This window comes from Dorea sp. MB18-49, assembly GCF_023669465.1.
In the GTDB taxonomy this organism is placed as follows: Bacteria; Bacillota; Clostridia; order Lachnospirales; family Lachnospiraceae; genus Dorea_A; species Dorea_A longicatena.
Genome location: NZ_JAMOYX010000011.1, coordinates 47,617 through 63,105, shown reverse-complemented (window position 1 = coordinate 63,105; position 15,489 = coordinate 47,617). Strand labels below are relative to the sequence as shown.

11 protein-coding genes are annotated in these 15,489 nt (G+C 42.4%); all 11 read left to right on the top strand.

Annotated elements, in window-relative coordinates; translation table 11 throughout:
• Positions 1-91 precede the first annotated feature (91 nt).
• The 11 genes from NCY30_RS05375 to NCY30_RS05325 all read left to right on the top strand — a co-directional run bounded on the left by NCY30_RS05375 (position 92) and on the right by NCY30_RS05325 (position 15,437).
• Positions 92-1,651 (top strand): L,D-transpeptidase family protein, encoded by a 1,560-nt coding sequence (locus NCY30_RS05375; RefSeq protein ID WP_242853898.1) that lies wholly within the window; start codon positions 92-94, stop codon positions 1,649-1,651.
• Positions 1,652-1,670: 19 nt separating this feature from the next.
• Positions 1,671-2,804 (top strand): tRNA guanosine(34) transglycosylase Tgt, encoded by a 1,134-nt coding sequence (gene tgt / locus NCY30_RS05370; protein WP_055180990.1) that lies wholly within the window; start codon positions 1,671-1,673, stop codon positions 2,802-2,804.
• Positions 2,805-2,894: 90 nt separating this feature from the next.
• Positions 2,895-3,203: a preprotein translocase subunit YajC gene (gene yajC / locus NCY30_RS05365; protein ID WP_022416065.1), complete on the top strand. Its 309-nt coding sequence runs from the start codon at positions 2,895-2,897 to the stop codon at positions 3,201-3,203.
• A gap of 303 nt (positions 3,204-3,506) precedes the next feature.
• Positions 3,507-5,759 (top strand): formate C-acetyltransferase, encoded by a 2,253-nt coding sequence (pflB, locus tag NCY30_RS05360; protein ID WP_055180994.1) that lies wholly within the window; start codon positions 3,507-3,509, stop codon positions 5,757-5,759.
• 180 nt (positions 5,760-5,939) lie between these two features.
• Positions 5,940-6,680 carry a pyruvate formate-lyase-activating protein gene (gene pflA, locus NCY30_RS05355; protein ID WP_250818534.1) on the top strand — a complete coding sequence of 247 codons (741 nt, stop codon included), beginning with the start codon at positions 5,940-5,942 and terminating at the stop codon, positions 6,678-6,680.
• Positions 6,681-7,065: 385 nt separating this feature from the next.
• Positions 7,066-8,151 carry a 3-isopropylmalate dehydrogenase gene (gene leuB / locus NCY30_RS05350; RefSeq protein WP_055180998.1) on the top strand — a complete coding sequence of 362 codons (1,086 nt, stop codon included), beginning with the start codon at positions 7,066-7,068 and terminating at the stop codon, positions 8,149-8,151.
• 82 nt (positions 8,152-8,233) lie between these two features.
• Positions 8,234-9,907: a dihydroxy-acid dehydratase gene (ilvD, locus tag NCY30_RS05345; protein WP_022416069.1), complete on the top strand. Its 1,674-nt coding sequence runs from the start codon at positions 8,234-8,236 to the stop codon at positions 9,905-9,907.
• A 23-nt stretch (positions 9,908-9,930) separates the two neighbouring features.
• Positions 9,931-11,616, top strand: a complete 1,686-nt coding sequence (gene ilvB, locus NCY30_RS05340; RefSeq protein ID WP_250818533.1) for a biosynthetic-type acetolactate synthase large subunit — start codon at positions 9,931-9,933, stop codon at positions 11,614-11,616.
• A gap of 36 nt (positions 11,617-11,652) precedes the next feature.
• Positions 11,653-12,735, top strand: a complete 1,083-nt coding sequence (gene serC, locus NCY30_RS05335) for a 3-phosphoserine/phosphohydroxythreonine transaminase (RefSeq protein WP_006426735.1) — start codon at positions 11,653-11,655, stop codon at positions 12,733-12,735.
• Between the two features lie 2 nt (positions 12,736-12,737).
• The gene (locus tag NCY30_RS05330; RefSeq protein WP_006426734.1) at positions 12,738-13,901 is read left to right on the top strand and encodes a phosphoglycerate dehydrogenase; all 1,164 of its coding nucleotides are present in this window, start codon (positions 12,738-12,740) and stop codon (positions 13,899-13,901) included.
• 102 nt (positions 13,902-14,003) lie between these two features.
• Positions 14,004-15,437 carry a polysaccharide deacetylase family protein gene (locus tag NCY30_RS05325; RefSeq protein ID WP_173787188.1) on the top strand — a complete coding sequence of 478 codons (1,434 nt, stop codon included), beginning with the start codon at positions 14,004-14,006 and terminating at the stop codon, positions 15,435-15,437.
• Positions 15,438-15,489: the final 52 nt, after the last annotated feature.

Sequence of the window (15,489 nt, the reverse complement as noted above, 5' to 3'; positions counted from 1 at the left end):
TATCTGTACTTTTCTATATATGCATATTATAATTAGAAAGCATGAACTTTATTATAAGCAGGTAAATTTCATTGTAGAGGAGTTAGAATTAATGAGCATTAGAGAAAAACATACAGATAAAATGGAAGAAATATTAGAGAAAGAAATGTATGCGGATGAGGGATTTTCAGAAATTGATGAAGAGGATCAGAGACCTGAAACACAGAAAGTAATGAAACAAGAAAGAAGACAACAAAGAAAAAACAGAAGAAAAAACTGGAAATTGCGTAATAAGATAGCAATTGTACTTTCGCTGATCGTTTCGGTCATTGCAATTGGTTATGTGGGTACGGCAGTATTTTACAGTACACATTTCTTTTCAAAGACTGTCATTAATGGAATAGACTGTTCGAATAAGAATGTAAAACAGGTAGAGGAATATCTGGAGAAAGAAGTTGCAGATTATAAACTGACATTACTTGAAGCCGATAATAAAACAGAAGTAATTGAAGGAAAAGACATATCATTAAAGTATGTACCCGGAAAACAGGTAGAAAAACTGATAAAAGGACAGAATCCGTTCCTGTGGATCGAGTCGTTATGGAAAGGCCGCAATATGAAGGCAAAGATCGGGGTAGAGTATGATGAAAGCGCATTAAAAACGCAGATTGCAAATCTGGAATGTATGAAAGAAGAGAATCAGATTGCACCGGTTAATGCACATCCGGAATTCAAGACGGACAAATTTGTGGTTGTACCGGAGACGGATGGTACAACGATCAAGACTGAAGAGTTCCGTAAGACAGTAATAACCGCAGTGAACGGGGCAAATGAAAAGCTTGATCTTTTAAAAACAGGCTGCTATGAAAAGCCGGCTTACACATCAGATTCCAAAAAGGTAACAGAAGCCTGTGATGCAATGAACAAATATCTTGGAGCAACGGTTACCTATGATTTCAAACCGAATACAGAGGTTGTCGATTCTTCTATGATATCTAAGTGGGTTAAAGTTGACGATGATATGAATGTGACATTCGATGAAAGTGCTGTGAAAGAATACGTTCAGTCACTTGCAGCAAAGTATGATACAAAGGGAAAAGAAAGAACATTTACATCAGCAAGCGGTAATACCGTTACGGTTTCGGGTGGAAGTTACGGATGGAAGATTGATCAGGAAGCAGAGTACAATGCGCTGATCGCGAATATTCAAAAAGCGGAAACAGTAACAAGAGAGCCCAATTATTCAAGCCGTGCAGCAAGTCATGATGGAAATGATGTGGGAAATACTTACGCAGAGGTTAATCTGACAACACAGCATATGTATTATGTAAAAGATGGGCATATTGCTCTGGAGACTGATGTTGTAACGGGAAATCCAAATAAAGGAAATGCAACTCCGACCGGTGTCTATTCGCTTGCATATAAAGCAAAAGATCAGACGCTTAAGGGAACGAAAAAGGCAGATGGTACTTATGAGTATGAGACGCCTGTAAAATACTGGATGCCGTTTAACGGAGGTGTCGGTTTCCATGATGCATCATGGCAGCCTACATTTGGAGGCAGCAGGTATCAGACAAATGGATCACATGGATGTGTAAACATGCCGCCTGAGATGGCCGGAAAATTATTCGAACTTATTTCGGCAGGAACACCGGTGGTAGTACATAATTAGAGAAAAAGGAAATATAATCATGTATGAATTAATCAAAAAAGACGGCCTTGCAAAAAGAGGACGGCTGCATACGGTACATGGGGTCATCGAGACCCCCGTGTTTATGAATGTCGGTACGGCAGCTGCAATTAAAGGGGCTGTGGCAACTACGGATTTGCAGGAGATAAAGACGCAGGTAGAATTATCAAATACTTATCATTTACATGTGCGTCCGGGAGACGAAGTGGTAAAAAAATTGGGCGGACTTCACAAATTTATGAATTGGGACAAGCCGATTCTTACCGATTCGGGCGGATTTCAGGTGTTTTCACTTGCGGGACTGCGCAGAATCAAAGAAGAGGGAGTGTATTTCAATTCCCATATTGACGGACATAAAATATTTATGGGGCCAGAAGAGAGTATGCGGATTCAGTCGAATCTGGCATCTACGATAGCGATGGCATTTGATGAGTGCCCGTCGAGTGTAGCTGACAGGGAATATATAGAAAAATCTGTGGCGCGTACGACCAGATGGCTTGTACGATGTAAAAAAGAAATGGAACGCCTGAATTCGCTTCCGGATACAATTAATAAGCATCAGATGCTTTTTGGAATCAATCAGGGCGGAGTATATGAAGATATCCGCATCAAACATGCGGATGAGATTTCAAAACTGAATCTGGATGGATATGCGGTTGGCGGACTGGCAGTCGGTGAATCTCATGAAGAGATGTACCGGATCCTGGATGCAGTTGTTCCCCATCTTCCAGATCATAAACCGACTTATCTGATGGGAGTCGGAACTCCGGTGAATATTCTGGAAGCAGTTGACAGAGGCGTAGATTTCTTTGACTGTGTGTACCCAAGCAGAAATGGAAGACATGGACATGTGTACACGAATCATGGAAAACTTAATCTGTTCAATGCCAAATTTGAGCTGGATGACAGACCGATTGAAGAAGGATGCCAGTGCCCGGCATGCCGCAATTATTCAAGAGCATATATCAGACATCTGTTAAAAGCAAAAGAAATGCTGGGAATGCGTCTGTGTGTGCTTCATAATCTGTATTTCTATAATACAATGATGGAAGAGATCCGTGATGCGATCGATCATGACTGTTATAAAGAGTATAAAGAGAGAAAAATTGCCGCTGTAACGGGCAAGAATGAATAAAATAATGAAAAAAGCATAAAAAACCTTGCTGAATGCGAGGTTTTTGTGTATGATAGCAATAGTGTTTAAAGATGAGTAGGAGGAAAAGAGATGTTTTCATTAGCAGCACAGAGCTCCAGCGGTACAAGCTGGGTTATTTTAATTGTTGTATATGCAGTTATTTTCGGAGGATTCTACATGATCTTCATGAGACCTCAGAAGAAAGAACAGAAGAGAGTTCAGGCAATGATCAACGAGATGGAAGTCGGAGATACAGTACTGACAACAAGCGGATTTTACGGTGTACTGATTGACATCAGTGATGAAGATGTAATCGTAGAATTCGGAAGCAACAAGAACTGCCGTATTCCAATGCAGAAAGCAGCCATCGCACAGGTTGAAAAAGCATCTGCAGAATAAAATGCAAAAGAATGGAGAATCTGTATAATGTGCAGGTTCTTCTTTTTTATACAAAAATATGTAAGAGGGATCAGAATGCCAACGTCAGTTCCTCCACATCTTTTAGTGCCCAAAAGGTAAAATTGTGCCTGGAAAAATGCAAAATAAAGCGATATTGTTCGTATAAATATACACAAATTGCACAAAATTGCATACAAGGGCGATTTTGAAAACAATTATCAGAATAAGCCTTGATATTTTCTTCACGAAATGGTATACTGACGGCGCAAAAGAAAATGAAAGATAGGAAAGGGGAACAAAAAGATGGCACATTTTGAGCAGTGGGCTGGTTTTAAAGGAAAAGAATGGGTGAACTCAGTTGACGTTCGCAGCTTTATCCAGGAGAACTATACACCATATGAAGGAGACGAATCCTTCCTGGAAGGACCAACAGAAGCAACCGATACATTATGGGGTAAGCTTCAGGAACTTCAGAAAGAAGAGCGTGCAAAGGGCGGCGTTCTTGATATGGAAACTGAAGTAGTATCTGGTCTTACAGCATATGGCCCAGGATACATCAGTGAAGAGACAAAGGATCTTGAGAAGGTTGTTGGTCTTCAGACAGACAAACCTCTGAAGAGAGCTTTTATGCCATACGGTGGAATTAAGATGGCTGAGCAGGCTTGTACAACTTACGGTTATCAGCCAAGCGAAGAACTTCATAAGATCTTTACAAAATATCATAAAACACACAACCAGGGAGTATTTGATATTTACACACCTGAAATGAAGAAAGCAAGACACAACAAGATCATCACAGGTCTTCCGGATACATACGGAAGAGGACGTATCGTTGGTGACTACCGTCGTGTAGCTCTTTATGGTATCGACTTCCTGATCGAGAAAAAACAGTATGACTTTGAGCGTTATGCAAGACACGGAATGAAGGGAACAGACTTCCGTCTTCGTGAAGAGCTTGCAGATCAGATCAAAGCTCTGAAAGAAATGAAAGAAATGGCAGCTGTATATGGCTATGACATTTCACAGCCGGCTAAAGATGCTCACGAAGCAGTACAGTGGCTGTACTTCGGATATCTTGCAGCAATCAAGACTCAGAACGGGGCTGCAATGAGTGTTGGACGTATCTCTACATTCCTTGATATCTATATTGAAAGAGACTTAAAAGCTGGAAAGATCACAGAAAAAGAAGCTCAGGAATTAATCGACCACATGGTAATGAAATTCCGTATGGTTAAGTTCGCAAGAATCCCATCATACAACGAACTGTTCTCAGGAGACCCTACATGGGCAACACTGGAAGTTGGTGGACTTGGACAGGACGGACGTTCTATGGTAACAAAGAACGACTATCGTTTCCTTCACACACTGAAGAACATGGGACCTTCACCAGAACCAAACCTTACAGTACTTTACTCTTCAAGACTGCCAGAGAACTTCAAGAAGTTCGCAGCTCTGATTTCGGTAGAAACAAGCTCAATCCAGTATGAGAACGATGATGTTATGCGTCCGGTATGGGGCGATGACTATTCAATCTGCTGCTGCGTATCTGCTACAGAGACAGGTAAAGAGATGCAGTTCTTCGGAGCTCGTGCAAACCTTGCTAAGTGTCTGTTATACGCTATCAACGGTGGTATTGATGAAAAGAACAAAGTTCAGGTTGGACCTGCTTACAGACCAATCACATCTGAGTACCTTGACTTCGATGAAGTAATGGAAAAATACGATGCTATGATGGAATGGTTAAGCAAACTGTATGTTGATACACTTAACATGATCCACTATATGCATGACAAATACTACTATGAAGCAGCTCAGATGTCACTGATCGACACAGATGTTAAGCGTTCATTCGCAACAGGTATCGCTGGATTCTCTCACGTAGTAGATTCACTTTGCGCTATCAAATACGCTAAGGTTAAAGCTATTCGTGACGAAGACGGAATCACAACAGATTTCGAAATCGAAGGAGACTTCCCAAGATACGGTAACGATGATGATCGTGCAGATGACATGGCTATCTGGCTTCTGAAAACATTCATGCACAAACTGAACAAGTGCCACACATACAGAAATTCTGTACCTACAACATCAATCCTTACAATTACTTCTAACGTAGTATATGGTAAGGCTACAGGATCTCTTCCAGATGGAAGAAAAGCAGGAGAACCACTTTCACCAGGTGCTAACCCATCTTACGGTGCAGAAAAGAGCGGACTTCTTGCATCTCTTAACTCTGTTGCTAAGCTGCCATACGAGCTGGCTCTGGATGGTATTTCTAATACTCAGACAATCAGCCCAAGTGCACTTGGACACACAGATGACGAGCGTAAAGAAAATCTTGCACGTGTAATGGACGGATACTTCGATCAGGGAGCACATCACCTGAACGTTAACGTATTTGGTACAGACAAACTGGTTGACGCTATGGAACACCCAGAGAAACCAGAATACGCTAACTTCACAATCCGTGTATCTGGATACGCAGTTAAGTTCATCGACCTGACTCGCGAACAGCAGTTAGACGTTATCGCAAGAACTTGCCACGATCATATGTAAAAGCTATGAGCTATGCATCAGATGAGACAGATGTTATAATCAAGCTTGCTTGAATTATGATATCTGGATCAGATGATATACGGCGACAGCCGTCAGCGAGATGAAGCAAAGCGGAATCGAGCTGCGCATGGCGGAGTACATGGCGAATTACATGTAATAAATAAGAAAAGGAGCAAAACTATGACCCAAGGATATATTCATTCTCTGGAAAGTTTCGGCTCCGTTGACGGTCCAGGTGTCCGGTATCTGATATTTACGACCGGCTGTGCAATGCGCTGCCAGTTCTGTCATAACCCGGACACATGGAACATGAATTCAGGGACTCTCTACACAGCAGATGAACTGATTGATAAAGCCTGGAAATACCGCACTTACTGGGGAAGTAAGGGCGGTATTACCGTCAGTGGAGGCGAACCGCTTCTGCAGATCGATTTTCTGCTGGAGTTGTTCCAGAAAGCCAAAGAAAGAGGAATCAACACGACACTGGATACCTGCGGGAATCCATTTACAAGAGAAGAGCCATTCTTCAGTAAATTCCAGGAACTTATGAAGGTGACAGATCTTGTGATGCTAGATATCAAGCATATTGATGATGAGCAGCATAAGATCCTTACCGGACAGACGAATAAGAATATTCTTGATATGGCAAGGTATCTTTCTGATACCGGAAAACCAGTCTGGATCCGTCACGTCCTGGTTCCGGAAAGAAGCGATAAAGACGAGTATCTGCACAGACTTCATGACTTTATAGAAACACTTGATGACGTAGAGAAAGTTGAGGTTCTTCCATATCATACACTTGGTGTATATAAATGGAAAGAACTGGGAATCCCGTATCAGCTGGAAGGCATTGATCCGCCATCGAAAGAGCGTGTGGAAAATGCGAACCGGATTCTTGAAACAGCGAAATATCATGCATAGAATCTGCCGCTGGCAGTTGTATACTTTGGTATCTACAGGACCTGCCACTGGCAGCTCTTTACGAATGCATGGCAATAAAAATTACGGAGCACATAGAAATATGTGTTCCGTAATTTTTTTGTTATACCAAAGTATGCAAGAGAAGTTGCCAGTGGCAAGTTCTCTGTATCATGCAATTGTAAAAAGCTTCCGGTTATCAAAGAGATTGTAAGAATGTATCGAGTGGATAGAAATCAACAAAGTGTACAAGAAATATGATAAAAAGTCTTTTTTAGTATGTAAAATGTAGCAATTTGTCAATTTAGTCAATTAAAGTCTTGAAACATGCATAAAAATACGATAATATTATTTTTATAGATTTTTACCGAAGGAAGGAAGAAGAACTATGAATCTTAAAATTGGTGTGATTAAGGGAGACGGAATTGGCCCGGAGATTGTAACGGAGGCAATGAAAGTTCTGAATAAAGTTGCAGAAGTATATGGACATACTTGTGATTATACACAGTTACTCATGGGGGGAGCATCCATTGATGTTCACGGAGTACCGCTTACAGATGAGACGATCGCCGAGGCAAAAGCATGTGATGCAGTTCTGATGGGTTCCATCGGAGGAGATGCAAAGACATCTCCATGGTACAAGTTAGAGCCATCCAAGAGACCGGAAGCAGGACTTTTAAAGATCAGAAAAGCGCTGAATCTTTTCGCAAACTTAAGACCTGCAGTGCTTTATGATGAATTGAAAGGTGCATGCCCGCTGAAAGAAGAGATTACAGAAGGCGGATTTGACATGATGATCATGAGAGAGCTGACCGGCGGTCTGTACTTTGGAGAGAGAAAGACAGAAGAAGTAAATGGTGTAATGACAGCACAGGATTCTCTTACATATAATGAAGAAGAGATTAGACGAATTGCAAAACGCGGATTTGATATTGCAATGAAACGCCGTAAGAAAGTCACAAGTGTAGATAAAGCGAATGTACTGGATTCTTCCAGATTATGGAGAAAAGTAGTAGAAGAAGTTTCAAAGGATTATCCGGAAGTAACAGTTGAAAATATGTTGGTAGACAACTGTGCAATGCAGCTTGTAAAAGATCCGAAACAGTTTGACGTTATCCTTACAGAGAACATGTTCGGAGACATTCTTTCAGATGAAGCAAGTATGGTGACAGGATCGATCGGAATGCTTGCAAGTGCCAGCTTAAATGAGACAAAATTCGGCTTGTATGAACCAAGCGGTGGATCTGCACCGGATATTGCAGGAAAGGGAATCGCTAATCCGATCGCAACCATCCTTTCAGCAGCAATGATGCTCCGTTTCAGCTTTGATCTGGACAAAGAAGCAGATGCGATCGAAGCAGCTGTTTCAAAAGTATTAAAAGACGGATATCGTACGATTGATATTATGTCGGACGGAAAGACTCAGATTGGTACAGAAGAGATGGGAAGTCTGATCGCAGCAAACATTCAGTAATTGTCTGATGCATAGAATTACGGATTTACAGAGTTATATATAGAAGAAATTGAATAGAAAGACAACAGGAGGATAAAAAAGAATGAGAAGTGATACAGTAACAAAAGGAAAACAGCAGGCGCCTCACCGCTCGCTGTTCAATGCACTCGGACTTACCGAGGAAGAGATGAACAGACCACTGGTCGGTATCGTATGTTCATACAATGAGATCGTACCTGGACATATGAATCTGGATAAGATCGCAAATGCAGTAAAACAGGGAGTTGCCATGGCAGGCGGTACACCGATCATGTTCCCTGCAATAGCAGTCTGTGACGGAATCGCAATGGGACATATCGGAATGAAGTATTCTCTGGTAACCAGAGACTTGATCGCAGATTCTACAGAGGCAATGGCAATGGCACATCAGTTTGATGCGCTTGTTATGATCCCGAATTGTGATAAGAACGTACCGGGACTTCTGATGGCTGCAGCAAGAATCAATGTACCAACTGTATTCGTCAGCGGAGGACCGATGCTTGCAGGACATGTAAAAGGACAGAAGAGAAGTCTTTCCAGCATGTTCGAGGCAGTAGGAGCAAACGCTGCAGGAACGATGTCAGATGCAGATCTGTGCGAATTCGAGAACAAAGTATGTCCGACATGCGGATCATGTTCCGGAATGTACACAGCGAACAGTATGAACTGTCTGACAGAAGTACTTGGTATGGGACTTCGTGGAAATGGAACAATTCCGGCAGTTTATTCAGAAAGAATCCGTCTTGCAAAGCATGCAGGTATGAAGGTTATGGAACTTCTTGAGAAGAATATCCGTCCAAGAGATATCATGACAAAAGAAGCAATCCTGAATGCACTTACGGTTGACATGGCACTTGGATGCTCTACCAACAGTATGCTTCACCTCCCTGCAATCGCACACGAAGTAGGAATGGATTTCGAGATTGATTTTGCAAATGGAATCAGCGAAAAGACACCGAACCTCTGCCACCTTGCACCGGCAGGCCCGACATACATGGAAGATCTGAACGAAGCCGGCGGTGTATATGCAGTTATGGCAGAGCTGAATAAGAAAGGCCTTCTGCATACAGAATGTATGACAGTTACAGGAAAGACCGTTGGAGAGAATATCGAAGGCGTGGTCAACAAAGATCCGGAAGTAATCCGTCCAATTGATAATCCATACACACCAACAGGCGGGCTTGCAGTATTAAAAGGAAATCTTGCGCCGGACGGAAGCGTTGTAAAACGTTCCGCTGTTGTAGACGAGATGCTGGTACACGAAGGACCTGCAAGAGTATTTGACTGTGAAGAAGATGCAATTGCAGCGATCAAAGGTGGTAAGATCGTTGCCGGTGACGTTGTCGTTATCCGTTACGAAGGACCAAAGGGAGGCCCTGGAATGCGTGAGATGTTAAATCCTACATCTGCAATCGCAGGTATGGGACTTGGCTCAAGTGTAGCGCTGATCACAGACGGACGTTTCAGTGGTGCATCCAGAGGGGCATCTATCGGACACGTATCTCCGGAAGCAGCTGTTGGTGGACCAATCGCACTGGTAGAAGAAGGAGACCTGATCCAGATCGATATTCCGAACCTTTCTATTCATCTGGATGTATCCGATGAAGAACTTGCAAAGAGAAAAGCAAACTGGACTCCGAGAGAACCAAAAGTTACAACCGGATATCTTGCAAGATATGCGGCAATGGTTACTTCTGGAAACAGAGGAGCAATTCTCGAAGTTCCAAAAGCAAAATAAATCATGACAGGGGAATGAATGGTATGCAGTTAACAGGATCACAGATCGTAATTGAGTGTTTGAAAGAGCAGGGCGTCGATACCGTATTCGGTTATCCGGGCGGAGCAATTTTGAACGTATACGATGAATTATATAAACATAAAGATGAGATTACACATATCCTTACGTCACATGAGCAGGGTGCTGCTCATGCGGCAGACGGATATGCAAGAGCGACAGGAAAAGTCGGTGTATGTCTTGCAACCAGCGGACCGGGTGCAACAAACCTTGTAACCGGAATTGCAACCGCATACATGGATTCGATTCCGGTCGTTGCAATTACCTGTAATGTAGGAGTATCACTTCTGGGAAAAGACAGTTTCCAGGAGATCGATATTGCAGGTGTTACAATGCCAATCACCAAGCATAATTATATTGTAAAAGATGTCAATAATCTGGCGGATACGATACGTAAGGCATTCGTGATAGCCAAAGAAGGAAGACCGGGACCGGTCCTGATCGATATCCCGAAAGATGTAACTGCGAACAAAGCAGAATTTACAGCACAGGAACCAAAGGTTGTAAAACCATCCAAAGATATCTGTGAAAAAGATCTGGAAAGTGCAGTACGTATGATCCGGGAGTCAGAGAAACCATACATATTTGTCGGTGGCGGAGCGGTATTATCAGAAGCCAGCAAAGAATTATATGAATTCGTAAAGAAGGTAGATGCTCCGGTTACCGATTCCCTGATGGGAAAAGGAGCATTCCCGGGAACAGATCCGTTATATACCGGAATGCTCGGAATGCATGGAACAAAGGCATCCAACTACGGAGTCAGTGAATGTGATCTTCTGATCGTCGCAGGAGCAAGATTCAGTGACCGTGTAACAGGAAATGCAAAGAAATTTGCCCAGAATGCAAAAATCTTACAGTTTGATGTAGATGCTGCAGAGATGAATAAAAATATTCTGATCACAGAAGGTGTGGTCGGTGATCTGAAAGTCGTTCTTCAGAAGATGAATGAGCGTCTGGAACAGCAGGATCACAAGGCATGGGTAGAACAGATCATGTCTTACAAAGAGAAATATCCGATGACCTATCATCCGGATGTGCTCAGCGGACCGTTTGTTGTAGAAGAGATCTACCGTCAGACAAATGGTGAAGCAATCATTTCGACAGAAGTCGGACAGCACCAGATGTGGGCAGCACAGTATTATAAATATACAGAGCCAAGAACACTCCTTACCTCAGGAGGACTTGGAACCATGGGATATGGTCTTGGAGCTTCACTTGGAGCCAAGGTTGGAAGACCGGAAAAGACCGTTGTCAATATCGCAGGTGACGGATGTTTCCGTATGAATATGAATGAGATCGCTACCGCGGCACGCCATAATATTCCGGTGATCCAGGTAGTGATTAACAACCATGTACTTGGTATGGTCCGCCAGTGGCAGAACCTGTTCTACGGACAGCGTTACTCGGCTACTGTACTCAATGATGCCGTAGATTTTGTAAAACTTGCAGAAGCTATGGGAGCAGAAGGAGTACGTGTGGCAACCCAGGAAGAATTCAAAGAAGCATTTGCGAACGCGTTAAAGAGCGGACATCCGGTGGTGATCGACTGCCAGATTGACAGTGATGACAAGGTATGGCCGATGGTTGCCCCTGGCGCCCCGATCAATGAAGCTTTTGATGAAAAAGACCTGGAAGCAAAAAATGCAGAATAGTAAAAGAAAAAAGTAAAGGAAAGTGGAGGAACAACAATGAGCAGAGTGTACAATTTTTCAGCAGGCCCGGCCGTATTGCCGGAAGAAGTATTAAAAGAAGCAGCAGCAGAGATGTTAGACTATCAGGGCTGTGGAATGTCGGTTATGGAAATGAGTCACCGTTCATCGGTGTTCCAGGAGATTATTGAGACAGCAGAAGCCGATATCCGTGAACTGATGCATATCCCGGATAACTATAAAGTATTATTTTTACAGGGCGGAGCGTCTCAGCAATTTGCCATGATTCCTATGAATCTGATGAAGAATAAAGTGGCTGACTATATCGTAACCGGACAGTGGGCGAAAAAGGCAGCCAAAGAAGCAGAAAAATACGGAGAGGTCCATGTGATCGCATCTTCCGAAGATAAGACATTTTCTTATATTCCGGACTGCTCAGACCTCGATATCTCTGAAGATGCAGATTATGTATATATCTGCGAGAATAATACGATTTATGGTACGAAGTTCAAAGAGCTTCCGAATACCAAAGGAAAGACACTGGTGGCAGATGTATCATCCTGCTTCCTGTCTGAACCGGTAGATGTGTCAAAATACGGCGTTATCTACGGCGGTGTTCAGAAAAATGTCGGACCTGCAGGTGTTGTGATCGCAATTATCCGTGAGGATCTGATCACAGATGATGTATTAGAAGGTACACCGACTATGTTGAAGTATAAGACGCATGCAGATGCCAAGTCTTTATACAATACACCACCGGCATATGGAATCTATATCTGTGGTAAAGTGTTTAAATGGCTGAAAAAACAGGGCGGACTGGAAGCAATCAAAGAGCGCAATGAAAAGAAAGCAAAGATTCTCTATGATTATCTGGATGAAAGCAAACTGTTCAAGGGCACGGTTGTTCCAAAAGACCGTTCGCTTATGAATGTTCCGTTTGTAACAGGTGATAAGGACCTGGATGCAAAATTCGTGAAAGAGGCAAAAAAAGCCGGATTCGAGAACCTGAAAGGACACAGAAGTGTCGGCGGTATGCGTGCAAGTATCTACAATGCGATGCCGATCGAAGGGGTAGAGAAACTGGTAGAATTTATGAAAGCATTTGAAAAGGAGAATCTGTAATCATGTATAAGTATCATAATCTGAACCCAATTTCACAGGTAGGACTGGATGAATTCACAAAAGACTATGCACCTGTAAGCACACCAGAAACAGCAGATGCGATCCTGGTAAGAAGTGCGGCAATGCACGAGATGGAATTTGCACCGGATCTGAAAGCTATTGCAAGAGCCGGTGCGGGTGTGAACAATATTCCGCTTGAGAAATGTGCAGAACAGGGAATCGTTGTATTTAACACACCGGGAGCCAATGCGAATGGTGTAAAGGAACTGGTAATTGCCGGTATGCTTCTTGCTTCCAGAGATATCATCGGCGGTATCAACTGGGTACAGGAGAACGAAGAAGACGGGAACATTGCCAAAGATGCAGAAAAAGCCAAGAAAGCATTTGCCGGACAGGAGTTGGAAGGCAAAAAGCTTGGTGTGATCGGTCTTGGTGCAATTGGAGTTCTGGTTGCAAATGCGGCAACACATCTTGGTATGGATGTATATGGATATGATCCGTATGTATCCGTAGATTCTGCATGGAGACTGTCAAGAAGTATCCATCATACAACAAATGTAGATGAAATTTATGAAAACTGTGATTATATCACGGTGCATGTACCGGCACTTGACAGTACGAAAGGCATGATCGGAAAAGATGCACTGGGTCTTATGAAAGAAGGAGTGATCGTGCTGAACTTTGCAAGGGATGTACTGGTAGATTCCGAGGCAATGGTAGATGCACTTGTAGCTGGAAAAGTAAAACATTATGTCACAGACTTCCCGACACCGGAAATCGCAGGTGTCAAAGGCGCGATTGTAATTCCTCATCTCGGAGCTTCTACAGAAGAGTCCGAAGATAATTGTGCGAAGATGGCAGTCAAAGAAGTGATGGATTATCTGGAAAATGGTAATATCAAACATTCCGTGAACTATCCGGACTGTGATATGGGACTGAGAGGCGATAAGACGCGTATTCTGGTATTACATCACAATGTGCCGAATATGATCGGTCAGATATCAGCGATCCTTGCCAAAGACAATATGAACATCGCAGACCTTACAAATAAGAGTAAGGGAAAATATGCATATACGATGATCGATGTAGATTCTGAGGTGCCGGATGGTGTTGTAGAGGAATTAAAACAGATTGGTGAAGTGTTACGTGTACGTGTCATATGTTAAACAAAACTTAATAAATTTGTAAGAATCCCTTAATTGCGAAATATGTCGAATTAGAGTATCCTAGGATTGTGCAATGATATGAAATCTGGGGGGATACTAGGGATGGATAATACAGAAATTCGAAGAAGACGAAGGAATCGGAGAAGAGTAAGAAACATTCGGGTGGGTCTTGCTCTTTTTACTATTTGTATAGTTGCGATTGCAATACCGGTAGTAAGAGGAATCCTGCGAAAACCGGCGCAGATAACCATACAGGTGGCGGATGTAGAGATTAAGCAGGGAGAACAGCTTCCGGCTTATTCGGCGGACATAAAGATCCGGGATAAAGATAGAAACAAATTAACAAAAGATTATACAGCAGAAGATTTCGCTAAAGATCTGAAAAAAGGAAAGAATATTACATTTTTAAGCAAAGCGGATGCGAATACAGAAGGAACGTATGTGATCATTGCGAAATTAAATTCCAATATTAAAAAAAATCTGGAAGGAGACTGGAAAAAGAAGGTACAGGTTACAATAAAGAACGGAACATGTAAGGTAAAGAATCCGACTGGTGTATGGGAAGGAAATAAATTTAAAAAATACGATGGAACATATATAACATCGGATTTTGTGGTATCAAAAGGAAATACATATTATTTTGATTCGGATGGAAAGAAAGTAACCGGCTGGCAGATGATAGAAGGTGCACTTTATTGCTTTGATAATAAAGGAATTATGCAGAGATCCGGCTGGGTGGCCAAAGATGATGGAAAGGCTTATCTGACAGATGAAGGAAAAGCACTGACCGGCTGGCAGACAATCAATGAAAAAGAATATTATTTTGATTCCAAAGGGATTGTAGCAACGGGAGAGGTAAAGATCGGACTTGAGAAATGCAAATTCAACGAAAAGGGTGAGCTGATTTCGAAAGAAAAAGTAGCAATAGATCCGAAAAAGCCAATGATCGCACTTACTTTTGATGACGGTCCGGGTCCAAGAACGTCAGAACTTCTGAATCAGTTGAAAAAGTATAATGCGCATGCGACATTTTTTATGCTTGGAAAAAATGTGAAATTATATCCTGATGCTGTAAAGCAGATGCTGAAAGACGGAAATGAACTGGGAAATCATTCATATGATCACCAGCAGCTGACAAAGATTGATGGTGCGGCAGTAAAAAAAGAAGTTGATGATACGAACCGGAATATAAAAAACATTTGTGGAAGTCCGGCAACGCTGCTCAGACCTCCGTATGGTGCAATCAATGATACGGTAAAGTCGAATGTGGGCATGCCAATGATTCTCTGGAATGTAGATACACTGGACTGGAAGACAAGGAACACGCAGAGCACGATTGACAGTGTAATGAAGAATCTGAAAGATGGGGATATTGTACTGATGCATGATATTCATAGTCAGACGATTGACGCAGCACTGGAACTTATCCCGAAACTTGAAGAAGAAGGTTATCAGCTTGTAACGGTTTCGGAAATGGCTGCGGCAAAAAAACAAGATCTGAAAGACGGAACGGCTTACAGTGATTTTACAAATTAAACAAAAGAACCTGCCAATGGCAGGTTCTTTTGTTATCACAGTATGCAAGAGA

Excerpts from the sequence above, each read along its gene's own strand:
- yajC (WP_022416065.1), top strand. The coding sequence starts at position 2,895 with ATGTTTTCATTAGCAGCACAGAGCTCCAGCGGTACAAGCTGGGTTATT.
- pflB (WP_055180994.1), top strand. The coding sequence starts at position 3,507 with ATGGCACATTTTGAGCAGTGGGCTGGTTTTAAAGGAAAAGAATGGGTG.
- NCY30_RS05325 (WP_173787188.1), top strand. The coding sequence starts at position 14,004 with ATGGATAATACAGAAATTCGAAGAAGACGAAGGAATCGGAGAAGAGTA.
- ilvD (WP_022416069.1), top strand. The coding sequence starts at position 8,234 with ATGAGAAGTGATACAGTAACAAAAGGAAAACAGCAGGCGCCTCACCGC.
- leuB (WP_055180998.1), top strand. The coding sequence starts at position 7,066 with ATGAATCTTAAAATTGGTGTGATTAAGGGAGACGGAATTGGCCCGGAG.
- pflA (WP_250818534.1), top strand. The coding sequence starts at position 5,940 with ATGACCCAAGGATATATTCATTCTCTGGAAAGTTTCGGCTCCGTTGAC.
- tgt (WP_055180990.1), top strand. The coding sequence starts at position 1,671 with ATGTATGAATTAATCAAAAAAGACGGCCTTGCAAAAAGAGGACGGCTG.
- NCY30_RS05330 (WP_006426734.1), top strand. The coding sequence starts at position 12,738 with ATGTATAAGTATCATAATCTGAACCCAATTTCACAGGTAGGACTGGAT.
- NCY30_RS05375 (WP_242853898.1), top strand. The coding sequence starts at position 92 with ATGAGCATTAGAGAAAAACATACAGATAAAATGGAAGAAATATTAGAG.
- ilvB (WP_250818533.1), top strand. The coding sequence starts at position 9,931 with ATGCAGTTAACAGGATCACAGATCGTAATTGAGTGTTTGAAAGAGCAG.
- serC (WP_006426735.1), top strand. The coding sequence starts at position 11,653 with ATGAGCAGAGTGTACAATTTTTCAGCAGGCCCGGCCGTATTGCCGGAA.